The 21,943-nt window shown below is 69.9% G+C and carries 21 protein-coding genes and 1 tRNA gene; 8 read left to right on the top strand and 14 right to left on the bottom strand.

All coding sequences use genetic code 11. The features are described from left to right. Positions 1–73 precede the first annotated feature (73 nt). Positions 74–1,276, top strand: coding sequence for an FAD-dependent oxidoreductase (locus DDF62_RS05925; protein ID WP_116488276.1), 1,203 nt, complete (start codon positions 74–76; stop codon positions 1,274–1,276). Continuing rightward, entirely contained in the window at positions 1,273–1,710 is a 438-nt protein-coding gene (locus tag DDF62_RS05920) for a very short patch repair endonuclease (RefSeq protein ID WP_116488275.1), read from the top strand. Before DDF62_RS05925 ends, DDF62_RS05920 begins: the two co-directional genes overlap by 4 nt. Positions 1,711–1,860: 150 nt before the next feature. Here the strand turns inward: DDF62_RS05920 and DDF62_RS05915 are convergent, their stop codons facing one another. From DDF62_RS05915 to DDF62_RS05905, 3 genes are all read right to left on the bottom strand, one after another. Further along, entirely contained in the window at positions 1,861–3,621 is a 1,761-nt protein-coding gene (locus tag DDF62_RS05915) for an ATP-binding protein (protein ID WP_116488274.1), read from the bottom strand. Positions 3,622–3,791: 170 nt separating this feature from the next. Then, entirely contained in the window at positions 3,792–4,079 is a 288-nt protein-coding gene (locus DDF62_RS05910; RefSeq protein ID WP_116488273.1) for a DUF167 family protein, read from the bottom strand. Positions 4,080–4,086: 7 nt separating this feature from the next. Continuing rightward, positions 4,087–4,401, bottom strand: coding sequence for a YggT family protein (locus DDF62_RS05905; protein ID WP_101716912.1), 315 nt, complete (start codon positions 4,399–4,401; stop codon positions 4,087–4,089). A gap of 241 nt (positions 4,402–4,642) precedes the next feature. Here DDF62_RS05905 and DDF62_RS05900 point away from each other — a divergent pair. Beyond that, a tRNA-Ala gene (locus DDF62_RS05900) sits at positions 4,643–4,718 on the top strand. Between the two features lie 62 nt (positions 4,719–4,780). On the opposite strand, the gene DDF62_RS05895 is transcribed toward DDF62_RS05900, so the two are convergent. Then, positions 4,781–6,763, bottom strand: a complete 1,983-nt coding sequence (locus DDF62_RS05895) for a TonB-dependent receptor plug domain-containing protein (protein ID WP_116488272.1) — start codon at positions 6,761–6,763, stop codon at positions 4,781–4,783. 131 nt (positions 6,764–6,894) lie between these two features. Here DDF62_RS05895 and DDF62_RS05890 point away from each other — a divergent pair, with 131 nt between their 5' ends. Further along, on the top strand, positions 6,895–7,728 hold the full coding sequence (locus tag DDF62_RS05890) for a LytTR family DNA-binding domain-containing protein (protein WP_116488271.1): 834 nt from the start codon (positions 6,895–6,897) through the stop codon (positions 7,726–7,728). 22 nt (positions 7,729–7,750) lie between these two features. On the opposite strand, the gene aguB is transcribed toward DDF62_RS05890, so the two are convergent. The 3 genes from aguB to DDF62_RS05875 form a co-directional block, all read right to left on the bottom strand. Then, a complete protein-coding gene (gene aguB / locus DDF62_RS05885) occupies positions 7,751–8,632 on the bottom strand; it encodes an N-carbamoylputrescine amidase (RefSeq protein WP_116488270.1) in 882 nt (293 codons plus the stop codon). A gap of 6 nt (positions 8,633–8,638) precedes the next feature. After that, the gene (locus DDF62_RS05880; RefSeq protein ID WP_116488269.1) at positions 8,639–9,643 is read right to left on the bottom strand and encodes an agmatine deiminase family protein; all 1,005 of its coding nucleotides are present in this window, start codon (positions 9,641–9,643) and stop codon (positions 8,639–8,641) included. 143 nt (positions 9,644–9,786) lie between these two features. Continuing rightward, positions 9,787–12,228 (bottom strand): TonB-dependent receptor, encoded by a 2,442-nt coding sequence (locus DDF62_RS05875; RefSeq protein WP_116488268.1) that lies wholly within the window; start codon positions 12,226–12,228, stop codon positions 9,787–9,789. 188 nt (positions 12,229–12,416) lie between these two features. Between DDF62_RS05875 and DDF62_RS05870 the strand changes: the two genes are divergently transcribed. Further along, positions 12,417–14,000 carry an ArnT family glycosyltransferase gene (locus DDF62_RS05870; RefSeq protein ID WP_116488267.1) on the top strand — a complete coding sequence of 528 codons (1,584 nt, stop codon included), beginning with the start codon at positions 12,417–12,419 and terminating at the stop codon, positions 13,998–14,000. Positions 14,001–14,168: 168 nt separating this feature from the next. On the opposite strand, the gene cysS is transcribed toward DDF62_RS05870, so the two are convergent. Continuing rightward, positions 14,169–15,560, bottom strand: a complete 1,392-nt coding sequence (cysS, locus tag DDF62_RS05865; RefSeq protein WP_116488463.1) for a cysteine--tRNA ligase — start codon at positions 15,558–15,560, stop codon at positions 14,169–14,171. Positions 15,561–15,754: 194 nt separating this feature from the next. Between cysS and folE the strand changes: the two genes are divergently transcribed. Then, positions 15,755–16,390 (top strand): GTP cyclohydrolase I FolE, encoded by a 636-nt coding sequence (gene folE / locus DDF62_RS05860; RefSeq protein WP_116488266.1) that lies wholly within the window; start codon positions 15,755–15,757, stop codon positions 16,388–16,390. 145 nt (positions 16,391–16,535) lie between these two features. On the opposite strand, the gene DDF62_RS05855 is transcribed toward folE, so the two are convergent. The 5 genes from DDF62_RS05855 to DDF62_RS05840 all read right to left on the bottom strand — a co-directional run bounded on the left by DDF62_RS05855 (position 16,536) and on the right by DDF62_RS05840 (position 18,538). Further along, positions 16,536–16,727 carry a hypothetical protein gene (locus tag DDF62_RS05855; protein WP_116488265.1) on the bottom strand — a complete coding sequence of 64 codons (192 nt, stop codon included), beginning with the start codon at positions 16,725–16,727 and terminating at the stop codon, positions 16,536–16,538. Next, complete coding sequence (locus tag DDF62_RS25530) at positions 16,728–16,904, bottom strand: coiled-coil domain-containing protein (RefSeq protein ID WP_165832186.1); 177 nt, start codon at positions 16,902–16,904, stop codon at positions 16,728–16,730. Beyond that, a complete protein-coding gene (locus tag DDF62_RS05850) occupies positions 16,901–17,161 on the bottom strand; it encodes a hypothetical protein (protein WP_116488264.1) in 261 nt (86 codons plus the stop codon). Before DDF62_RS05850 ends, DDF62_RS25530 begins: the two co-directional genes overlap by 4 nt. Continuing rightward, entirely contained in the window at positions 17,148–17,444 is a 297-nt protein-coding gene (locus DDF62_RS05845; RefSeq protein ID WP_116488263.1) for a hypothetical protein, read from the bottom strand. The genes DDF62_RS05850 and DDF62_RS05845 overlap by 14 nt, the downstream gene beginning before the upstream one ends. Before the next feature lie 209 nt (positions 17,445–17,653). Continuing rightward, positions 17,654–18,538: a DUF817 domain-containing protein gene (locus tag DDF62_RS05840; protein ID WP_116488262.1), complete on the bottom strand. Its 885-nt coding sequence runs from the start codon at positions 18,536–18,538 to the stop codon at positions 17,654–17,656. Positions 18,539–18,613: 75 nt separating this feature from the next. Between DDF62_RS05840 and hisI the strand changes: the two genes are divergently transcribed. Both hisI and DDF62_RS05830 read left to right on the top strand, forming a co-directional pair. Continuing rightward, positions 18,614–19,036 carry a phosphoribosyl-AMP cyclohydrolase gene (gene hisI, locus DDF62_RS05835; protein ID WP_116488462.1) on the top strand — a complete coding sequence of 141 codons (423 nt, stop codon included), beginning with the start codon at positions 18,614–18,616 and terminating at the stop codon, positions 19,034–19,036. Continuing rightward, positions 19,023–19,649, top strand: coding sequence for a LysE family translocator (locus tag DDF62_RS05830; protein WP_116488261.1), 627 nt, complete (start codon positions 19,023–19,025; stop codon positions 19,647–19,649). The genes hisI and DDF62_RS05830 overlap by 14 nt, the downstream gene beginning before the upstream one ends. Before the next feature lie 344 nt (positions 19,650–19,993). On the opposite strand, the gene DDF62_RS05825 is transcribed toward DDF62_RS05830, so the two are convergent. Beyond that, positions 19,994–21,697, bottom strand: coding sequence for an alkaline phosphatase D family protein (locus DDF62_RS05825; protein ID WP_116488260.1), 1,704 nt, complete (start codon positions 21,695–21,697; stop codon positions 19,994–19,996). Positions 21,698–21,943: the final 246 nt, after the last annotated feature.

Raw genomic sequence — 21,943 nt, 5'->3', positions numbered from 1 at the left:
GCGCTTCGCGCTGCGGCCGGGATGACGAGAGCTTTGGGGACTTGATGGTTCTCGCGGCGCGTATCGTCCCAGCATGACCACCCTGAAGATCGGCATCGTCGGCTGCGGGGTCGGCGGCATGGCCGCCGCCCTCGCGCTCGCCCGCCAAGGCCATGCCGTGACGCTGCTGGAGGCGTTCGAGCAGGCTCGGCCGGTGGGCTCGGGCCTGCTGCTTCAGCCGACCGGCCTGGCGGCCTTGCGTGCGCTTGGCCTGGAAGACGCCGTCCGCGCCGCCGGCGCAGCCGTCCAGGCGCTGATCGGCCACGACAGCCGGGGCCGGCGGGTCATGGCGCTGGACTACGGCGACTGGCGGCCCGGCGCGCACGGGGTGGGCATCCACCGCGCGGCGCTGTTCGACGCCCTGCACGCCCCCCTGGCCCCGGCCGGGGTGGAGATCGTCACCGGCGCGCGGATCACCCGGCTGGAGAACACGGCGCGGCCGGCGCTGCACGACGCGGCCGGACGCGCCTTCGGCCCCTTCGACATCGTGCTGGTCGCCGACGGCTCGGCCTCGGCCTTGCGCGCGACGCTGCGGCCCGGGGCTCGCGCCCCGGTCTATCCGTGGGGCGCGGTGTGGACCAACCTGGCCGACCCCGACGGCCGCTTCGCCGGCGCCCTGCGGCAGGTCTATCACCGGGCCGAGGTGATGTGCGGCGCCCTGCCGGTGGGCCGGGGCCCCGACGGCGAGGAGAACTGCACGGCGGTGTTCTGGTCGGTTCCGGTGGCCGGCATCGACGATTTCCTGGCCGGCGACTTCGCCCAGTGGCGCGACCAGCGCCTGGCCCCGCTGTGGCCGCAGCTGGCCCAGGCCTTCGCCGGGCACGACGACTGGAGCGGCTTTTCCCGGGCGATCTATCGCGACGTCTCGGTGGGGCGCTGGGACGCCGGGGCCTGCGCCCTGATCGGCGACGCGGCCCACGGCACCAGTCCCCAGCTGGGCCAGGGCGGCAACCTGGCCCTGGTCGACGCCGTGGAGCTGGCCGATCGGCTGGCCGCGACGCCCTCGCCCGCCGCGCTGAAGGGCTGGCAGGCCGACCGGCGGCGCCATACCGGCCTCTACCAGCTGGCCTCCAAGGCCCTGACCCCGCTGTTCCAGTCGCGCGGCTGGTTCTGGCCGGCGGTTCGCACCTTCGCCTTCACCCCGACCTCGCGCCTGCCGGGCTTCAAGCAGGTTGGCGTGAGGCTGCTGACCGGCACGCTGCGCCTGGGCCGCTTCCCGCGCGTTACGAGGCCATGACCACCGACGTCTTCGACCCCGCCAAGCGCTCGGCCGTGATGGCCAGGGTCAGGAGCACCGGCACCACGCCGGAGAAGACCCTGCGGCGGCTGCTCACCGGCCTGGGCGCGCGCTATCGCCTGCACCGGAAGGACCTGCCCGGCTCGCCCGACCTGGTGATGCCGGGACGAAAGCTGGTGTTCTTCGTCCACGGCTGCTTCTGGCACGGTCACGACTGCGCGCGCGGATCGCGCGTGCCCAAGGCCAACCGCGACTACTGGCTGGCCAAGGTGGCCAGGAACAAGGCCCGCGACGAGCGCAACGAGGCCGCGCTCGCCCAGGCCGGCTGGCGGGTCGAGACGATCTGGGAATGCCAGATGAAGGACGAGGCCGCGCTGGTGGAGCGCTTGAAGCTGACCCTCTCCCATGGGGAGAGGGAGGGGCCCGGCGCATAGCGACGGGAGGGTGAGGGGGTACGCCGTTGGCCGTCCGGCCCCTCGTCCCTGCCCCATCCGGAAAGTCTGAAACCCCTCACCCTCCCATGCTGCGCATGGGCCCCTCCCTCTCCCTCTGGGAGAGGTTGATCAAGGGCGGGAAAGGGGCCTCTAAGCGGCCGCCGTGCGGGCCGGCGGGCTCGACAGCACCTCGACCAGGGCCGCGTGCAGCTGGGCCGGGTCGATGGGCTTGGCCACATGGGCGTCCATGCCGGCGGCGCGGCAGGCGTCCCAGTCCTTGGAGGTCGAGGAGGCGGTCACCGCGATCACCGGCACCTCGCGGTTGGGGCCGGCCTCGCCGCGCAGGATGCGGGTGGTCTCGCGCCCGCCCAGGCCCGGCATGTAGACGTCCATCAGCACCACGTCGAAGCCGCCCGCGCCCAGCAGCTCCAGGGCCCGCTCGCCGGACTCGGCCAGCACCGGCGCGACGCCGAAGGTCTGCAGGACGAGCTCGACGGCGCGGCGGTTGACCACGTGGTCGTCGACCACCAGCACCCGCGCCCCGGCGATCGAGGCGGCGCTGGCCTGGGCCGGCGGGGCCTGGGCCTCGTCGACCCGCACGGTCAGGCGCAGGGTCGCGCCCTTGCCCAGGCCCTCGCTGGCCACGGTGATGTCGCCGCCCATCAGCCGGGCCAGCTCGCGGCTGATCACCAGGCCCAGGCCCGAGCCGCCGTGCCGGCGCACGACCTCGGCGGACAGCTGGTCGAAGGGGGTGAACAGGCGCGGCAGGGCCTCCGGCTCGATGCCCCGGCCGGTGTCGGCGATGGCGATCTCCAGCGTCCAGCCCTCGCCCTGGCGATGGGCGGCCAGACTGACGACGATCTCGCCGCGCTCGGTGAACTTGATGGCATTGGACAAGAGGTTGTTGAGCACCTGGCGCAGCCGCAAGGCGTCGCCCGACACCCAGCGCGGCAGGCCAGCGCCCCCTTCGATCCGCAGCCGCAGGCCCTTCTTCTGCACCTCGGGCCGCCACAGGCGCAGGGTGTCGGCCAGGGCCTGGCGCAGGTCGTAGGGCGCGCGCTCGACCGCCATGCGGCCGGCCTCCAGCCGCGAGAAGTCCAGCAGGTCGTTGAGCAGGGTGCGCATCATGTCGCCGGCGTCGGCGATCAGCTGGGCGTGAACCTTCGCGCTGGCCTCGGGAACCTCGCTGTGCAGGCGCGCCGCGCCGGCCAGGATGGCGCTGATCGGGGTGCGCAGCTCGTGGCTGATCATGGCGACGAAGGCGCTCTTGGCGGCCACGGCTTCCTCCGCCTCGTGGCGGCGGCGTTCGGCCTCGGCCTTGGCGGCCTCCTCGGCCCTCAGCGCGGCCTCCAGGGTGCGGGCGGCGACCGTGACCGAGACGATCAGCAGCAGCACCCCGAACCACAGGGCGTTGGCCAGCGGGGCCTCGGGATTGGCCGCCCGGCCGATGAACGGCGCGATCAGCAGGTAGACGACGTGCGGCGCCGCCGCCGCCAGGGTCGCCGACCGCAGGCTGACATTGACGACGATGACGTTGAGCAGCGCCCCGGCCAGCAGCATGCCGCCCAGGGTGGGGGCGAAGCGCTGGTGCGAGGCGAACAGCGGCAGGGCCAGGGCCCCGAAGATGATCGAGGTGACCGCCGGCATGATCGCCAGCGACCAGGCCCGCCAGCCGGTCAGGAACCGCTCGGGCGCGGCCTTCAGCTTCCGGAACAGCCAAAGCTCGAAGACCTGGGCCGCGGTATAGATCGCCGCCCAGGCCCAGACCCACCGCATGCCGATGAAGACATGCAGGATGGCGGCGATGGAGAAGGTGGCGACCAGGCGCAGATAGACATTACCCCGCCGCGCCGCGGCGGCGTGCACGATCGCCGCTTGCCGATCCTTGACGTTAATGGCCCTGGCGCTCATGGCGCGGCCCCCGCTGGCCCGAAACCTGGAATTTCTTGCCCGCACTATGGGCGACAGACGCTAAAAGGGCGTGAAAGAACGCCATTCTCTCAATGGCACGCCGAAGCGGGGCTTGGCGAGGACGGTAAGGGGCTGCCGGGCGATTGGTCGCACCCCCGCCCGGGAAACGGTCAGCCGGGAACGCCGAGCAGGCGGTCGAGATCCCCGGGCGACAGGCCCTCGATCTCCAGGCGCTTGAGGCGGGCGGTCGCGCCGCCGGCCACGCGCACGGCCGAGCGCGACAGGCCCAGGCGCTTGGCCATCAGGGCGACGAGGGCGGCGTTGGCCTCGCCCTCGACCGGCGGGGCGCTGACCCGCACCTTCAGATAGGGCCGGCCGTCGGCGTCGGCCGCCCAGCCGTCGATGGCGTCGCGCCCGCCGCGCGGGGTCAGGCGCACGGCCAGGACGGCGGAGCTCACGACGGGATCAGCCGAGGATGTTCAGCATCGTCCGGTGCAGCGGGTCGAGCAGGAAGCTCTGCACGCCGACGATGATCAGGATCAGCACGATCGGAGTGATGTCGACGCCGCCCAGCGGCGGGATCACCCGGCGCAGCGGGGCCAGCAGCGGACGGGTCACCGCGTCGAGGAAGCGGCTGATCGAATAGACCGCCTGGTTGCGCAGGTTGATGACGTCGAAGGCCACCAGCCAGCTGATGATGGCGCTGATGATCACCGCCCACTTGAGCAGCTCCAGAAGCGAGCCGAGGATGAAGAAGACGAAATTGATCAGCGGGGCCATGTGGGTTCCAGGCTAGAGCGTGGCGATACGAATGTATGGGCGCTTTGCGCCGCCCGCCATGCTCCGGATGTCGGATTTGAAGCCGCCAGCCCGGTTTCGACGAACCGTCGGGACCAGGCGGGCTCCAGCTCCCCGCTTCTTGCCCGCCCCCGCCCGCCCTGGCAAGGCCGCGCTGTTTTCGCGAGGCCTCGCAACTGCCGCTTGACGGACGCTCCCGGCCACCGTATCTCCGCGCTTCCTTGGGGCCGTAGCTCAGATGGTAGAGCGCCTCGTTCGCAATGAGGAGGTCAGGGGTTCGATTCCCCTCGGCTCCACCAAGGACTTTTCCAGACATCGATAATCCGCACGGGCCGACGCCGCCCCGCGCTCCTTCGCGCGCTCAGAACGCCCTGCTGGCGGAAAGAGTGACGGTGGCCGGGGTGTGGATGTCCCAGGTTTCGCGCGACGCGGCCGGGCCGGCGCGGCTGCCGGCGTGCAGGCGGCGGACGAAGGTGTTGCGGGCGCCGGTCAGGCCGTCGACACGCAGGCGCAGGCGGGTTCCGGCCAGGCGGGTGGTCTCGAAGAAGGCCCCGAGGTCGGCGGCGTGGCGCTGCAGGCGGACCTCGTTGGCGTAGTAGGACCGCAGCCGGTAGCCATCGGCGTAGTCGATCCCCCAGGACAGGCGCGCGCCGGGCAGGTCCTGGCGCAGGGAGGCGGTCAGGGTCGCGGGTTGCTCGTCGTCGAGACGCCGCCGCTCGCCCGTGACCGGGTCGCGCAGGTCCGAGCCACGCCGGACATAGCCGAGCTTGACCAGGCCGCCGGACAGGACGGCGTCGACCGGCAGATCGATATCGGCCGACAGCCGCCAGGCGCGGGCCTTGTCGACATTGACGAGCCCGAAGTCGCCCGACGGCAGCACCGCGTCCTCCAGCACGTCGCCTCGCCAGTCGTGCGCGGCCGACAGGGTGAACGCGCCCCGCGCGCCGAAGCGCCGCTCGTAGGTCAGGTCGACGGTGATCCGGTGGTCGGGACCCAGGCGAGTGTTGCCGGACGCGGCCGTGCCCTCCGCGAGGTTGGCCGAAGCGGCGAAGTCACCGAACGACAACTGGCCCACGTTGCGGCGCAGGGACAGCCGCAGGTCGGCGCGTGCGTCGGGCTTCCAGGCGAGAACCAGGCGCGGCTTGAGAAAGCCGAAGGCGCGACGGTCGAGCCCTTCGGCCCGCGCACGAACCGACGAGGCCTCATAGGCCGCGCCCAGGCTCACCGTCCAACGCGGCGAGAGGCGACCGTCGAGGCTGGCGAACGCCTCGCCTCGCAGCTCGGACACCACGACCGCTCGCGCCGAACGGCCCGGCCGGGCCCCGAAGAGGGTGGTGACGGCATCGCTGTCGAGATCGTTCCAGGCCGCCTCGAGCCCAACCTGCGGCCGCCAGGCGCCTTCGCCCGCCAGGCTGGCGCGCAGCACGGCCTCGCGCGAGCGGGAGCGGCTCTCGAACCGGTCGGCCACCGCCAGGGCCTGGGGGGCGGGCCCGAGCAGGCTGTCGGAGCGCGCGTCGAGGTCGGTGAACCGGGCCAGGCCGGCCAGCTTCAGCGCCCGTCCCTCCCCCACGGTCCGGCTCCAGTCGCCGCCAAGCTCGCCGCGCCAGCGGCGGGTGTCCTTGGGAAAGCGGCTGGCCGCTCCAGGTTCGGCGAAGGCGAAGGCTTCGGACAGGCGGGCCCCAGCGAGGGTGGCGCTGGCCTTAAGCCGCCCGCCGGCCAAGGCGCCGTCGATCGCCAGGCGCTGAGACAGCTCGGGATAGTCGGTGCGGTAGTCCAGGGCCTGGCGGCCGGCGCGGGCGCCGGCGAGATCGGCCTGAACGCGCTCACCGTGCGAACGCTCGCCGGTCATGTCCAGCGTGGTGGTGGCGGACAGGTCCAGGCCGGCGGCCGACCGCGACAGAGTGAGCACGGCGCCGCCCAGCCAGTCGCCGTCGGCAAGCGTGGCGCGCGCCTCGGCGGAAAGACCGGCCGGGCGCGGCGCACGAACTATGTTGGCCACGACGCCCCGTCCCAGCGGATCGCCGCCCGCCGCCCCGCCGCGCAGGATCTCGATGCGGACCACCTGGCCGGCCGGGATGGCCGCGAGCACCGCCGCCAGACCGCCGGTCTTGGCCGCCGGGGGCCGTCCGTCGACAAGCACGTTGCCACCGGCCTCGCCCAATCCGCGCACGCCCTCGTCGCCGAGGTCCAGACGGAAGCCAGGCACGCGGCGGGCCATGTCGAGCGCGGTCTGCGGCGCGAAGGGGACGAAGAAGGCGGCCGGGTAGGTCTCGACGCCCGCTGGCGCGACTTGAGCCGTCACGACCTGGGCCGGAGGGGCGTCGGGGAAGGGTTGAAAGAACATCGCGCTGCGTCCCTTGTTGTTTCGCAGCGCCGCGAGATAGACACCGGCCGACGGCGCGCCATCGCCAAGGGGTGCGCCGGGGCGCCGTCGGGACGAGCGGTCGAGGGGATGGGACGAGCGGTGGAGCGGGCGTGACGAACGACGGCGACAGGCGGGGACGCTGGGGGCCCTACGCGATCGCGGCGGGACTGCTGGCGGTGGCCGTGGCGGGCAACCTGGCCGCGGCGCTGGACCGGCAGCTGCGCGCCGGCGAGCCGGTGTCGCCGCAGGTTCCTCTGGTCGACGAGATTAGCAGCGCCCTGGTCTGGCTGGCCCTGGCCCCGCTGATCGCGCGAGCCTTCGCCGCCCTGCGCCCGCCCCGCGCGCCGCTGCCGGCCGCCATCGCCCTGCACGTGGTCCTGGCCAGCATCGCCTCGCTGGTCCACTACGGCCTGACCCGGCTGCTGCGGATTCCCGCCTATCTGGCGATGGGGCTGGATCAGCGCCTCGACCTGTCGTGGGACGGCTATCTGGCCGACCTCTATCGCGACGTCCTGACCTATCTGCTGCTGGGACTGGTGTGCTGGGGCGCGGGCGCGCTGCTGGCCGCGCGGGCCAAGGCGCGAGAAACGCCGGCCCCCGCCCCCGACGTACTGGAGGTGCGCGACGGCGCCCAGACCCGGTATCTGCCCGTGGGCGAGATCCTGTGGGCCGAGGCGGCGGGGAACTATGTGGAGCTGAACGTCGCGGGCGGGCGCAAGGTGCTGATGCGGGCCACGCTGGCGAACCTGGCCCAGCGGCTGGAGGCGGCGGGCTTCCTGCGCGTGCATCGCTCGCGGCTGGTCAACATGACGGCCGTGGCGGCGGTGGAGAACCTGCCGGCGGGCGACGCGGTGCTGGTGCTCAGCGACGGCGGGCGGGTGACCGCCAGCCGGCGCTATCGGCCGTCCCTGGCCTTGGCTCTGGCCAAGCGGGCGGCGGCCTGAGGCGCGCCGCCCGACAGGGATCTCACGCCGTCGGGCGCGGGCTCGCCAGGCTGGTGTAGAGGTCCGGGCGGCGGTCGCGGAAGAAGCCCCAGGCGGCGCGGTGGGTGGTCAGGTAGTCGAGGTCGAAGGTCCCGGTGACGAGGCCCTCGTCGCTGGTGCCCAGTTCGCTGACCAGGTCGCCGCGATGGTCGGCCACGAAGGACGAGCCGTAGAAGGTCTGGCCGCCGGTGGGATAGTTCTCCCACGGCTCGAAGCCGATGCGGTTGGCGCCGATCACCGGGATCACGTTGCTGACCGCGTGGCCCTGCATCGCCCGCTGCCACGGCTTGGTGGTGATCAGGGTCGGGTCATGCGGCTCGCTGCCGATGGCGGTGGGATAGAACAGGGCCTCGGCGCCCATCAGGGCCATGGCGCGGGCGGCCTCGGGGTACCACTGGTCCCAGCAGATGCCGACGCCGATGCGGCCAAAACGCGTGTCCCAGACCTTGAAGCCGGTGTCGCCGGGGCGGAAGTAATACTTCTCCTGATAGCCGGGGCCGTCGGGAATGTGGCTCTTGCGGTAGAGGCCCAGCATCGAGCCGTCGGCGTCGGCCATCACCAGGCTGTTGAAGTAGTGCGGACCCTCGCGCTCGAAGATCGAGATCGGGATGACCACGCCCAGCTCGCCGGCCAGGGGGGCGATGGCCTTGACCACCGGGTGCTCGCGCCACGGATGGGCTTGCGCAAACCACCGCTCTTCCTGGGTGACGCAGAAATACGGCCCCTGGAACAGCTCCGAAGGCAGGATCACCTGCGCGCCGCCGGCGGCGGCCTCGCGGATGAAGGCTTCCGTCTTCTTGATGTTGGCCTCGAGGTCGAGGCCGTAGGAGGTCTGGATGGCGGCGACGCTGAGCGTGCGGGTCATGTCGACTTACTCCCCGGGTTCTTGCTGGCTGATGCAGTGGAACGAGCCACCGCCGGTGAGGATCGCGGTCGAGGGCAGGCCGATGACCTGGCGCTCGGGGAACAGGCCCTTGATCACCTCGACGGCGAAGGCGCCCGACTCCTCGGCGTAGATCGGGACGATCACGGCCTCGTTGGCGATCAGGAAGTTCATGTGCGAGGCCGGGATCGGCTCGCCGTCCTCATCGAGGATGCGGCCCGGCGAGGGGATGCGCACGACCTGCAGCGGCGAGCCGCGGCTGTCGGTCATGGCCCCCAGCAGGCGGGCGGTCTCGGCATAGACCTCGGCGTTGGGGTCGTCGGCGCCGAAGGCCATCGGGCAGGCCACCACGCCCGGCGCGACGAAGCGGGCCAGGTTGTCGACGTGGCCGTCGGTGTGGTCGTTGAGCAGGCCGTCGCCCAGCCACAGCACCTTCTTGATCCCCATCGAGGCGGCGAAGGCGGCGGTGATGGCGGCCTCGTCCATGCCCGGGTTGCGGTTGTCGTTCAGCACGCACTGGCGGGTGGTCAGCACCGTGCCCAGGCCGTCGTGATCAAGCGAGCCGCCTTCGAGCACGAAGTCGTTGCGGACCAGCGGCGCGCCCGAGGCGGCGGCGATCTGCTCGGCGACGATCTCGTCGCCCTCCAGTTCGTACTTGCCGCCCCAGCCGTTGAACTTGAAGCCGGCCGCCGAGGCGCCCTGGGCGGTCTCGGTGAAGATCGGGCCGGTGTCGCGCAGCCAGATGTCGCCGAACTGGCCGCGGACGATCTCGACGCTGGTGTCGGACAGCAGGGCCTGGGCGGCGGCCTCGGCCTCGTCGCCGACGACCATCAGGCGCACGCGCTCGCCGCCAGGACCGGCCAGGGCGCGGGCGAGGTCGGCGACCTCCTTCTGGGCCTGCTCGAGGTCTTCCTTCCAATGCTCGCCATGGCTCGGGAAGCCCAGCCACATGGCGCGGTGCGGAGCCCACTCGGCGGGAACGGTGAGGGTCATTTTCGAAACCTGGTCAAAACGAGGGGCGCAGATGGCCCCGGATGGCCCGGGGGTCAAGCGCGCCTTCTAGCAAATTGCTGCGACAAAAGAAAAAGGGCGGCTCCGAGGAGCCGCCCTTTCCGTCCTTACGCGTCCAAGTTCGATTAGAACTTGGCGTGCAGGGTGACCATGACGGTCCGCGGGTAGCCCGGCTGACCGGTGCCGGTGCCCGACGGGTTGACCGACAGGTCGCCGAGGTACTTCTCGTCCGACAGGTTCTTGACGTTCAGCTGGATGTACGAGCCCTTCGCGCCGAACTGTTCGAGCGTGTAGCGCGCGTCCAGGTCCAGCAGAGCGTAGCTCGGCACCTTTTCGGTGTTGGTCAGGTTGGTCCAGCGCTCGCCGACGTACTTGGCCTGGACGCCGACGCTGAAGGCCTCGGTGATGTCCCAGTCGACGCGGAGGCCGCCCTGGTACTTCGGGGTTTCGTACAGTTCCTTGCCCTTGGTCGGCAGGGTGGTGCCGGCCGAGGTGCCCGGGATGTTCGACTGGATCTCGGAGTCGACGTACGAGAACGAAGCGTAGAAGCCGATGTAGTCAGCCGGACGAATGCCCAGCTGGGCGTCGAAGCCCTTCAGCACCACGTCGCCGACGTTGACCGAGAAGGCGATGTTGTCCTGCTCGTTGAACGCGCGTTCGATGCGGTTGGTGAAGTCGTTGTAGTAGGCCGAGGCCGCGAACAGGACCGTCGAGTTCTGGTAGCGGTAGCCGATGTCGTAGACGTTGGCGGTTTCCGGATCCGGATCGGTCAGCTTGCGGTCGTACAGGTCGTCGGTCCGCGGCGCCGAGAGGGTCTGGGCGTAGCTGAAGTAGACCGACTGGGCGCCGGTCAGCTTGTAGCTGGCGCCGAAGTTCGGCAGCACGTCGTCATACTTGCGGTTGAACTTCCGCGGACGGCCGTACTGGGTCGTACCTTGACCCGGCAGGGTGACCAGGGTCTGGCCGTTGCCGTCGTCAGTGCCCGCAACGGCGGTCGGGGCCTGGTTGGTGCAGTAGGCGTTGAACGTGTCGACCTGGTAGCAGAAGTTGTTCAGCTCGCGCTTGAAGAACGGGGCGCGCAGGCCGACGTTCACCAGCAGGGCGTCGTCCATGAACTTGCCGCGGTATTCCACCGAGAACTGGTTCAGGGTCGCCACCGAAACGCGGTCGCGACGACGCAGGATGCTGCCGTCCGAGAGCTTGATCGGCTGGCCGTAGCCGTCCTTGCCGCCGAACACGTTCTCCGGGTTCATCTGCAGGTCGAAGTTCGTGTACTGACCGGTCTGACGGTGGTTGGCCGTGTCGAAGGTGTAGGCCGCACGGATGCTCTGGCTGTCCGAGAACTTCCAGATCGCCGACGAGGTCACGCCGTAGCGGCGGGTGTTGGTGATGTTGGGGCCGTACAGCAGGACGGTGTCGAGCGTGTCGCCGTCGCCGTTCAGGTCCAGGCCGCCGGTCAGGGCCGAGCCGCGGATGAAGCCGTTGCCGGTGCCGGTGCCGTCTTCACGGAACAGGGCGCGACCGCCGCCGTTGGCCAGGGTGTACTGGAAGTACGGGTCGGCCGTGATGATCAGGTTCTCGCCGATGTGGAACAGCGACTGACCGCGGATGTTGCCCGTGTTCGACGGGTTGATGTTGTACTTGTAGCAGGTGCCGGTGTTCAGATCGACCTGGGCGGAGCCGACGACCGGCATGGCCCGGTTACAGGCGCCAGCCGCAGTGGTGCCCGAGACCGCGCTGCTGTAGCCGACGCCGGTGCCAGCCTGGAAGGCCGCCAGCGACATGCGGTTGATGAAGTTGTTGCGGTTTTCGTTGTAGTTGGCGATCAGGCTGACGAAGTCGCCGTTGTCGCCGATCGGCTGGTAGATACGGGCGTTGAACTGCTTCTTGTGGATCTTGCCCGGGCCGTTGAAGATGTCGTTCTTCGACTCCGCGTAGCTGATCCAGGCGCTGGTGCCGAGCGGGCCGATGGCCCCGGTGTCGATCACGCCGAAGAAGCGGCGGAAGTTTTCTTGACCGCCTTGCAGCTCGATCGTGGCGCCGAAGTCTTCCGACGGCTTGCGGGTCACGTAGTTGATGGTGCCGCCGGCGGCCGCGGCCGTCGGGCTGTCGACGTCGGTCGTGCCCAGGTTCACGTCGACCTTGGAGATCAGCTCCGAGTCCATCTGCTGGTTCGGATAGATGGCGTAGTTGCCGCTGTCGTTCAGCGGGATGCCGTCTTGCAACAGGGCGACGCGCTGGCTGTCGAAGCCGCGAATGTTGATGTCGCCGCCGGCCGAACCGAAAGCGTCGTTGTTGGTGAAGTTGACGCCCGGCATCAGGTTCAGCGAGTCCAGGATGGTCTGGCCGGGAACCTGGCGGGAGATGAACTCCTGCGTGATGGTCGAACGCGACTTCGGAACGGTCTGCGAGACGATCGCGCCGTTCTGGTTGCGGGTGGTGGTGGCGGTGACGACGATGGCCTCGACGGCGTCGGTGCCGGTCGACTGGGCGAAAGCGGCGGTCGCCGCCAGCAGGCTGCCGACCAGCGCGGTCGACGCCAGGCAGGCGATTTTTTTCGTGTTCATATCGAAGGATCCCCTCATTCTTTGACGCGAGCCCTAAAGGTGAGCATCAATCCGCATCGTTCCGGGGGTTTAGCGAAACATTTCGAAGGTTTGGTGACGGAAACGCCACGATCGCCCAGAAACTGCCACAACGACGGTCGTTTGCGGAACGATTGGTCAGATTTCACTTACTTGGCTAAGGAGAGGGCATGACCGCTGCCGCCTTGTCCGCCTTGGATTCCGAAGCCCGCGCCTGGCGCCTGACCGTGATCGCGGTCGGCCTTTTGACGATCGTCCGGGTTCTGGCGATTTTTTCGACGCCGCTGGAGTTGTACCCGGACGAAGCCCAATACTGGCTTTGGTCGCGCACCCTGGACTTCGGCTACTACTCCAAGCCGCCGATGGTGGCCTGGGTGATCTGGCTGACCACCCAGATCGGCGGCGACCAGGAGGCCTGGCTGCGGGTCGGCGCGCCGCTGCTGCACGGGGCCACGGCCCTGGTGCTCTATCGCATCGCCCGCCGGCTCTACGGCGGCTGGACGGGCCTGGCCGCCGCGGCGGTCTACGCCCTGATGCCGGGCGTGGCCCTGTCGTCGGCGGTGATCGGCACCGACGCGCCGCTGCTGTTCTTCCTGGCCCTGACGATCTGGGCCTATGTCTCGCTGCCGGCCGTGGAGGCCGGTCGCCCGCGCCTGCTGGTCGCCGCCGGCCTGGGCGCGGCGCTGGGGCTGTCGTTCCTGTCGAAGTACGCGGCCGTCTACGTGCTCTTCAGCATCGGCGCGCACCTTGCCCTCTCGCGAGAGGCCCGCAAGACGTGGACCTGGCCGATGGCCCTGGCCTTCTTCGGCGTACTGATCGCCGTCTTCGCGCCGAACGTGATCTGGAACGCCGCCCACAAGTTCGCCACGGTCGAGCACACCGCCGCCAACGCCAACTGGGGCTCGCACTCGCTGTTCAACCCGCGTGAGCTGGTCGAGTTCATCGGCTCGCAGTTCGGGGTGTTCGGCCCCCTGCCCTTCGGCGTGCTGCTGGGCGGCGGGATCGTGCTGGCGGCGCGCCGCAAGCTGCAACCCGCCGACGTGCTGCTGCTGTGCTTTGCTTTGCCGCCGCTGCTGACCGTGGCCGGCCAGGCCTTCGTCAGCCGCGCCAACGCCAACTGGGCCGCCGCCGCCTATGTCGCCGGCTCGGTGCTGGCGGCCGGCTGGATGATGCGCTGGGGCGCGCGCAAGTGGCTGATCGCGGGCCTGGCCGTGCAGGGCGCGTTCGCGGGCCTGTTCCTGGCCTGCCTGACCAACCCGCGCCTGGCCGACAACATCGGCCTGTCCAACAGCTTCAAGCGGGTGCGCGGCTGGGACCAGACGGTGCAGGCGATCATCGACCGGGCCCGCGAGGAGCAGGCCGGCGTCGGCGTGAGCGCCGTGGCCGTCGACGACCGCTTCCTGTTCAACGTGGCGGCCTATTACGGCCGCGACTACTGGGGCACGTTCGGCGCCCCGCCGCTGCGCATCTGGGTGCACGAGGCCCATCCGCAGAACCAGGCCGAGACCGAGGCCCCGCTGACCGCCGAGTACGGCCGCCGGGCGCTGGTCGCCAGCCTGGAGGGGGTCTACCGGTCGAAGATCGAGCAGGACTTCAAGGCCCACTCGGGCGACGAGATCGTCCGCGTGCGCCTGGACGCCAAGCGCAACCGCCGCACCGACCTGTTCATCGCCGAGGGCTTCGCGCCCGTGCCGCGCGATCCGAAGACCGGCCTGCCGCCGGATCCGGAGAATGCGGGATCGACGGCTAGGTAGGCGCTCGCGAGCGAGGAACACCAAACCCGTAAAACCCCCGCGAAAGCGGGGGCCCAGGTGTTTTATCGTCGAGCGCCAAGCGTTTCAGAAAAAGCCTGGGTCCCCGTTTTCGCGGGGATTTTACGGATAAGAAAAAGGCCCCCTCGTTGGAGGGGGCCTTTTGCGTGATCAGTCCTTCATCCGCCAGGTGGCGCCCGTGGGGCTGTCCATGACCACGACGCCCAGGGCGTCGAGTTCGCCGCGGATGGCGTCGGCAGCGGTCCAGTCCTTGGCGGCGCGGGCGGCGACGCGGCGGGCCAGCAGGTCCTCGACCTGAGCCCTCAGTTCGTCGGAGGCGTCGCCTTCGAACCAGCTGTCGGGATCGGCCTGCAGGAAGCCCATCAGGGCGCCGGCCTCGAGCAGGCGCGACTTGTGGATCGCCACCTCGGTCAGGTCGCCGGCGGTGACGGCCTTCTCGATGGCGCTGGAGACCTCGAACAGCTTGGCCACGGCGGCCGGGGTGTTGAGGTCGTCGCACAGGGCGTCCATCACCTCCTGCGGAGCCTCGACGGCCTGGTCGGGAACGACGTCCTTGGCGCGGCGCAGGGCGCCGTAAAGGCGGTCCAGCGACTTGCGGCTCTGGTCCAGCAGCTCGGGCGTCCAGTCCAGCGGCTGGCGGTAGTGGGCGCTCAGCAGGGCCCAGCGCACCACCTCGCCCGGCACGGTCTTCACCAGCTCGTGCGGGATGATGACGTTGCCCAGGCTCTTGGACATCTTCTCGCCGGCCATGTCGAGGAAGCCGTTGTGCATCCAGTAGCGGGCGTAGGTCGGCAGGCCGTGAGCGCAGCGGCCTTGCGCCACCTCGTTCTCATGGTGGGGGAACTGCAGGTCGATGCCGCCGGCGTGGATGTCGATCGGCAGGCCCAGCTGCTTGTCGATCATCGCCGAGCACTCGATGTGCCAGCCCGGACGGCCCGCGCCCCAGGGGCTTTCCCACTCCGGCTCGTTCTCCTTGGACGGCTTCCACAGCACGAAGTCGGCCGGGTGGCGCTTGTAGGGCGCGACCTCGACGCGGGCGCCGGCGATCATCTCGTCCAGCGGCCGGCCGGAAAGCTGGCCATAGTCGGGGAAGCTCTGGGTGTCGAACAGCACGTGGCCGTCGGCGGCGTAGGCCGAGCCGTTGTCCACGAGCTTGCCGATCATCTCGACGATGGCGCCGATGTGGTCGGTGGCCTTGGGCTCCAGCGTCGGGCGCAGGGCTCCGAGCGCATCGGCGTCCTGGTGATAGGCTTCGAGATAGCGGTCGGTGATGACCTTGATCTCGACGCCCTCGTCGGCGGCCTTCTTGTTGATCTTGTCGTCGACGTCGGTGACGTTGCGCGCATAGACCACCGCCTCGTCGCCGAACTCGTGGCGCAGCAGGCGGAACAGCACGTCGAAGGCCACCACCGGACGGAAGTTGCCGATGTGGGCGTAGCCGTAGACCGTCGGTCCACAGACATACATCGTCACCCGGTCGCGATCGGCGGGAACGAAGTCGCGCTTCTCGCGCGCCATGGTGTCGTAGAGCCTGATGGTCATGAAAAGTCGGTCGCCTTGACGCAGCGGAAGGGTGTTGTCGGAACGAAAAACCGGACCCATATAGCGAGGTGCGCGCCTTCGAACCACGTCTTTAACGACGTGAGGGGCGCGCCCTTTAACGGGTGGCACGCGTAATTCCAGGACGACAGGCGTCCTGGCGCAACTCAGCCCGTGGAAAGAAACCCCGCGAAAACATGGACGCCCTGACCCGCGAGCGAACCCTGATCGGCTCCGACGACGCCGCTCTTGATCTTGAACCCGCCCAGCGCCCCACCCGCGACGAAGCCATGGCCGCCGTGCGCACGCTGCTGGCCTGGGCGGGCGACAACCCCGACCGCGAAGGCCTGCTCGACACGCCCCAGCGCGTGGTCGACGCCTATGGCGAGTGGTTCGCCGGCTATCACGGCGACCCGGCCAAGGAGCTGTCGCGCACCTTCGAGGACGTGCAGGGCTATGACGACATGGTCATGCTGCGCGGCATCGACGTGCAGAGCCACTGCGAGCACCACATGGCGCCGTTCCTGGGCAAGGCCTGGGTGGCCTACATGCCCACCGGCAAGGTCGTGGGCCTGTCGAAGCTGGCGCGCCTGGTGGAAATCTACGCCAAGCGCCTGCAGACCCAGGAAACCATGACCATGCAGGTCGCCGACGCCATCGAGGACCACCTCTCGGCCGCCGGCGTCGCCGTGCTGATCGACGCCGAGCACCAGTGCATGTCGACCCGCGGCGTGCACCACCACGACGTCTCGACCATCACCACCCAGTTCCGCGGCGTGTTCAAGACCGACAAGGTCCTGCAGCAGCGGTTCATGGACCTGGTGAGGAAGTAGGCCGCAAAGATGCTCCCCCTCTGGGGGAGCTGTCGCGAAGCGACTGAGGGGGGTGTGGCCGCGAAATCGGCCAACGCCACGGCGGCTGAAAACGTCCCCCCTCCGGCCCTTTGGGCCACCTCCCCCAGAGGGGGAGGATCTGGCCCTAACCCCGCTCGTGCGCCGACAGCGCCGCCTCGCCGGCCCGGGTGATCACCCAGCCGGTGCGGCCGCGTTCGGCCAGGCCCTGGTCGGTCAGGGCCCGAGCGTCGGAGATGTTGATCCAGTCGACATCATGGCCGAGCTTCTTGCGCGCCAGGTTGCGCAGGGCCGAGACGTGCTGTGGCGGCAGATCCATCTATTGTCCTCCCGACAGGGGATTGGGCGCCGTGGCGGCGCGCACCGCAAGACGGCCGAGATGCTGCTGCAGCCGCAGAACCTCGCTGGCCAGGTCCGAGGCCTCGGCCTGCAGCTGGGCGTTCCGGCGCTTGAGGTACTCGTTCTCGCGTCGCAGTTGCTCGAGATCGTCGCTCACCGCTCGCCTCCATGGCCCTCGTAGGGCGTGGCGGTGCAGCGGGCCAGCCAGCCGCGACCGCCCTCACGACTGAGATGCACCACGGTGAAGTCCTGGATGCCGCCCGGCGAACCCAGTGTGTAGACGTCGCCGATCACGGGCGGGGTCGCCAGCTTGCCGCCGATGGTCACGTTCAGCGCCTCGTCCCGCCAGCCGTAGGTCAGCTCGTAGTCATGACGGCCGAAGGGCGGGCGACGGGGAGGATCACGATCGGTCATGAGGCGCCGCCGAACTGGAGGAGGCCTTGGCGCCGTCGTCGGCCAGATTGCGGTCGACATGGTCGCGCAGCCCGGCCTCCATCGTCCCGGCCGCCTCGCCGCCACCGGGGCGCACCGGCTTGGCGAAGGCCGCCGCGAAGGCGCGGTGGACCAGCAGGCCGGCCGCGTTGACGTCGGGCTGGAGCCTGACCGCGTAGCGGCGCAAGGCCTCCGAGAGCGCCAGCAGGCGCAGGTCGCGCGACAGACGCGGCGGGCGCTCGTCGATCGTCTTGGGGTGGGACATGAACGTCCTCCAGGCGCGCCGCAGGCCTCGTCGCGCCCCCGATAACGGGGGTTTCGCGCCGGACGCCGGCGGCGATGAACAGAAACGGATGGGATCGACAAATCGCCGAGCAGGTCGAGAGCGCCGCGAACGGGACCTCGTCTAGCGCTCTCCGGCGCATGACCCTTTATAGCACGTCCAGGGCGCCGCCGCCGAAGTTTCTCCGGCGATCAGACCGCCGCCCGGATGCCTTCGCGCAGGCGTTCGACGCAGGCGTCGAGCGGGCGGTGGACGAGGCTGACCAGCACGAAGCTGATGGTCATCAAGAGGTACCAGGCGCCCAGCTTCTCGATCGGCACCATGTGCCAGCCCTCGCGCTGGCTGGGATAGATCCAGGCGCCGGCGGCGGTGCCGAGGTTCTCGGCCAGCCAGATGAACAGCGCCACCAGCATCAGGCCCAGCAGCATCGGCATGCGGCGCTGCACGCGGTCGGGCGTGAACACGAACCAGGTGCGGCCAAACAGCAGGGCCGACAGGGCGAACAGCCCCAGCCGCATGTCGGTGACATAGTGGTGGGTGAAGAAATTCAGATAGATCAGCACCGCCAGGACGTGGGCGCTCCAGAACGGCGGGTAGCGGATGAAGGTGATGTCGAACAGCCGCCAGATACGGGCGATGTAGCTGCCCACGCAGGCGTACATGAAGCCGGTGAACAGCGGCACCTCGCCGATCCGCAGCACGCTGGCCTCGGGATAGATCCACGAGCCGTGGGCGGTCTTGAAGATCTCCATGGCCGTGCCGACCAGGTGGAAGATGGCGATCACCGCCGCCTCGTCCCAGCGCTCGAGCTTGAGCAGGATCAGCATCGCCTGGATGGCGACCGAGGCGATGACGAGGAAGTCGTAGCGGGCGAGAGCCGCGTCGTGCGGCCAGAACAGGTAGGTGCCGACCAGCAGCGCCAGCATCAGGCCGCCGAACAGGCAGGCCCAGGCTTGCTTGAGGCCGAACAGCAGGAACTCGTAGGCCCATTCGTTGGCCTTCGAGCGCTGCGCCCACGGACGCGCCCGGCGGTCCAGCGCCGCCACGCCATCCTTGATCCTGGACTTTAGGTCCATCGTCCCTGTCGTTCCCGTCCCCCGCCGGTGCGCGGAGGCTAGCCTGAACTGCCCCCTTTGCGCCATATGTCTTTGATGACCAGCCAGATCTTCCCCGCCGCCCCCGACAAGCAGGCCCTGGAACGGGGCGTCGTCATCGCCCCGCGCTTCGACGCCAACGGCCTGGTGGCGGCGGTGGCCCAGCACGCCGACACCGGCGAGATCCTGATGCTGGCCTGGATGAACGACGAGGCCCTGAAGCTGACGCTGGACACGGGCGTGGCCCACTATTTCAGCCGCTCGCGCAATGGCCTGTGGAAGAAGGGCGAGACCAGCGGCCAGCTGCAGATCGTCACGCAGGTGCGCATCGACTGCGACCAGGACGCCGTGGTCATCAAGGTGCGGCCGCAGGGCGACGGCGGGGCCTGCCACGTGGGCTTCCGCTCGTGCTTCTATCGGGTCTGGGAGAACGGCCAGCTGGTCGAGCGGGAAGAAGAGCACGTCCATGACCACGCCTGAGGCCCTGCTGGCCTTCACCCTGGCCGCCAGCCTTCTGACCATCACGCCGGGCCTCGACACCGCGCTGGTGCTGCGCAGCGCCGCCACCGAAGGGCCGCGCCGGGCGGCGGCGGCGGCCATGGGCATCGGGATGGGCTGCCTGGTCTGGGGCATGGCCGCGGCCTTCGGGGCCGGAGCGCTGCTGACCGCCTCGGAGCTGGCCTACACGGCCCTGAAGTGGGCCGGCGCGGCCTATCTGGTCTGGATGGGCGTCAGGATGCTGTGGAAGCCCCGCGACCGCTTCGAGCCGGGCGCGGTCTCGCCCACCGGCGGCGGCATGGCGGACTCGTTTCGGCGCGGGCTGTTCACCAACCTGCTCAATCCCAAGGTCGGGGTGTTCTACATCTCGTTCCTGCCGCAGTTCACGCCCGCCGGCGCGAGTCCCGCGGCGTTCGGCACGATGCTGGCCGGGATCCACGTGCTGCTGGGCCTGGCCTGGGCGGGCCTGCTGATCGCCGCCACCGCGCCGCTGGCCGGCCTGCTGCGCGAGGCGGCCGTGGTCCGCTGGCTCGACCGCATCAGCGGCGGCGTGTTCATCGCGTTTGGCCTGAGGCTGGCGCTGGAGCGGCGGTAGGAAACTGATCCCTCTCTCTTCGAGAGAGGGAGGGGCCCACCGCGAAGCGGTGGGAGGGTGAGAGGTTTCACCCCTGGCCGGAAAATCTCGATTCCTTCCGTCCCTATGCCGTCATCCCGGGCGGAGCGAAGCGGAGACCCGGGACCCAGGGGCCACCGCAATGCAGAGACCACCACCGGATGTTGAACCAAGCTTTGAGCCCAGTCCCCCTGGGTCCCGGATAAGCCCTGCGGGCTTTCCGGGATGACGATGATTGAGTGTCGTTGCTGGTGAGAGCGTAACCTCTCACCCTCCCACGCCTTCGGCGCGGGCCCCTCCCTCTCTCGAAGAGAGAGGGTCCTCGCTCACCCCTCCGCCAGCGCCTTGACCCCGCCGCCATCGGCCGGAGTGACCACGAAGGTCTTCAGCACGCTGGTCGTGTAGTCGGTCGACAGGATGGTCGAGACGGCCACCAGCTGCCCGGTCGCGCGGCCCTTTTCCAGGGTCAGCAGGACGAAGCCCTTGGCGCTGGGGTGGGCGTACTTCACTTCCTTGTTCCGCTGGACGAAGGCCTCGCCGATCGGGGCGCCGGGCATCAGGTCGCCATAGCCGGGCGAGGTGATCGAGGTGGCGCCGAACTCGGCGGCGACGCGGGTGGAGCCGGCGTCGTCCCACAGCTCGTTGGCCCAGAACATGTGGCTGTCGCCGGCCAGCACGATCGGGGCGGCCTTGCTGGCCTTGAAGATGTCGTAGACCCGCTGGCGGTCGACCGGATAGCCGTCCCAGGCGTCGAGGTTGGACGGGATGTCGAAGGCCGACATGGCCACGCCCTTGGCCACCCGGCCCCTGGCGTAGTCGGGCAGGGCCGCGACCATGGCGTCGAACTTCTCCGCGCCCATGGTGGCCTTGAGGTTGGGGGCGGCGACGCGGGCCATCACCACCTGGTTGCCCAGCACCTGCCAGGCGGTGCCGGCCTTGACCGAGGCGTCGACCTCGCGGGCCAGCCACTGCTCCTGGCCCTCGCCCATCATCCGGCGGGCGGGGTCCTTCCACTTGGCGACGAAGGCCTCGACCTGCGGCTTGCCGTCGGCCGAGAAGGCCAGGTCCCTGGCGTAGTCCAGCTGCTCGGTGCGGGCGGTGAGGCGGGTCTCGACCATCAGGAGGGTGGCGACGTCGCCGAACTGGAAGCGGCGCCAGGCGGCTTCCGGCAGGGCGCCGGCCGAAGGCTCGCGGATCGGCATCCACTCGTAATAGGCCTTCAGGGCGGCGGCCTTGCGCGCGGCCCAGTCGCCTTCGCCCTTTTCAGGATCATGGTTCTCGGCCCCGCCGACCCAGCTGTCGTTGGCGGTCTCGTGGTCGTCCCAGACCACGATCCACGGCGCGCGGGCGTGGGCGGCCTGCAGCATCGGGTCGGTCTTGTAGATCGCGTGGCGGCGGCGATAGTCCGACAGGCTGACGATCTCGTGCGGCGGATCCGGCTGGCGCTGGGCGGCGACCGGCGAGTTCATGCCGTAGTCCTTGGGACCGCCGCCGTACTCGTAGATGTAGTCGCCCAGGTGCAGCACCGCGTCGACGCGCGGCAGCCTGGCGATGGCGTCGTAGGCGGTGAAGTAGCCGTTCGGATAGAGCGAGCACGAGGCCACGGCCAGGACCACGTCCTTCACCGACCCCTGCGGCAGGGTGCGGGTGCGGCCGGTGATCCCCTCGCCGACCGGCTTGCCGGCCTTCAGCGGACGGAAGCGGAAGTGATAGTCCGTGCCCGGCTTCAGGCCCGCGGCGTCGACCTTGACCGTCCAGTCGCGGCCGGCGTCCGTCTGGGTCTGGCCCTGGGCGACGATGGTCTTGAAGTCTTCGTCGGTGGCGACTTCCCAGCGCAGGGCGACGGGCGCGGCGGCGCCCTCGGCGGTGACGCGGGTCCACAGGATCACCCGGTCGGCCAGCGGATCGCCCGAGGCCAGGCCGTGGGCGAAGCGAACCTCGCCGTCGAAGGTCTTGGACGCGGCGGCCGCCACCGGCGTGGCCGCGCCGGAGCCGAGCAGGGCCAGAAGCCCGCGACGATCGATCTTCATGCAACGCACTCCCCGACTGGACGCCCGCGACGTCTCGTGGTCGCGTTAGTCCCGCCCGGCGACAACCATATGACGCACGCGGTTATTCGGGGAAGCTGGCGTTATTGCCTCAAGGATCACCCCGGCATTCCCGCGCATGTGGCGGGGAATGCGCCGCTGCCAGCAGACGCGGACTTGGACCCGATGCGGAAGTTGGCGCCGTCCAGAATCCCTCTCTCTTAGAGAGAGGGATTTGATGTCCGGCCC

Origin of the sequence: Caulobacter radicis, from assembly GCF_003094615.1 — a bacterium.
GTDB classification, from domain to species: Bacteria; Pseudomonadota; Alphaproteobacteria; order Caulobacterales; family Caulobacteraceae; genus Caulobacter; species Caulobacter radicis.
Note: the sequence above shows the minus strand (reverse complement) of the source record. Positions and strands in the feature narration are given on the sequence as shown.

Excerpts from the sequence above, each read along its gene's own strand:
- DDF62_RS05925 (WP_116488276.1), top strand. The coding sequence starts at position 74 with ATGACCACCCTGAAGATCGGCATCGTCGGCTGCGGGGTCGGCGGCATG.
- DDF62_RS05920 (WP_116488275.1), top strand. The coding sequence starts at position 1,273 with ATGACCACCGACGTCTTCGACCCCGCCAAGCGCTCGGCCGTGATGGCC.
- DDF62_RS05915 (WP_116488274.1), bottom strand. The coding sequence starts at position 3,621 with ATGAGCGCCAGGGCCATTAACGTCAAGGATCGGCAAGCGGCGATCGTG.
- DDF62_RS05905 (WP_101716912.1), bottom strand. The coding sequence starts at position 4,401 with ATGGCCCCGCTGATCAATTTCGTCTTCTTCATCCTCGGCTCGCTTCTG.
- DDF62_RS05895 (WP_116488272.1), bottom strand. The coding sequence starts at position 6,763 with ATGTTCTTTCAACCCTTCCCCGACGCCCCTCCGGCCCAGGTCGTGACG.
- aguB (WP_116488270.1), bottom strand. The coding sequence starts at position 8,632 with ATGACCCGCACGCTCAGCGTCGCCGCCATCCAGACCTCCTACGGCCTC.
- DDF62_RS05880 (WP_116488269.1), bottom strand. The coding sequence starts at position 9,643 with ATGACCCTCACCGTTCCCGCCGAGTGGGCTCCGCACCGCGCCATGTGG.
- DDF62_RS05875 (WP_116488268.1), bottom strand. The coding sequence starts at position 12,228 with ATGAACACGAAAAAAATCGCCTGCCTGGCGTCGACCGCGCTGGTCGGC.
- DDF62_RS05870 (WP_116488267.1), top strand. The coding sequence starts at position 12,417 with ATGACCGCTGCCGCCTTGTCCGCCTTGGATTCCGAAGCCCGCGCCTGG.
- cysS (WP_116488463.1), bottom strand. The coding sequence starts at position 15,560 with ATGACCATCAGGCTCTACGACACCATGGCGCGCGAGAAGCGCGACTTC.
- folE (WP_116488266.1), top strand. The coding sequence starts at position 15,755 with ATGGACGCCCTGACCCGCGAGCGAACCCTGATCGGCTCCGACGACGCC.
- DDF62_RS05855 (WP_116488265.1), bottom strand. The coding sequence starts at position 16,727 with ATGGATCTGCCGCCACAGCACGTCTCGGCCCTGCGCAACCTGGCGCGC.
- DDF62_RS05850 (WP_116488264.1), bottom strand. The coding sequence starts at position 17,161 with ATGACCGATCGTGATCCTCCCCGTCGCCCGCCCTTCGGCCGTCATGAC.
- DDF62_RS05845 (WP_116488263.1), bottom strand. The coding sequence starts at position 17,444 with ATGTCCCACCCCAAGACGATCGACGAGCGCCCGCCGCGTCTGTCGCGC.
- DDF62_RS05840 (WP_116488262.1), bottom strand. The coding sequence starts at position 18,538 with ATGGACCTAAAGTCCAGGATCAAGGATGGCGTGGCGGCGCTGGACCGC.
- hisI (WP_116488462.1), top strand. The coding sequence starts at position 18,614 with ATGACCAGCCAGATCTTCCCCGCCGCCCCCGACAAGCAGGCCCTGGAA.
- DDF62_RS05830 (WP_116488261.1), top strand. The coding sequence starts at position 19,023 with ATGACCACGCCTGAGGCCCTGCTGGCCTTCACCCTGGCCGCCAGCCTT.
- DDF62_RS05825 (WP_116488260.1), bottom strand. The coding sequence starts at position 21,697 with ATGAAGATCGATCGTCGCGGGCTTCTGGCCCTGCTCGGCTCCGGCGCG.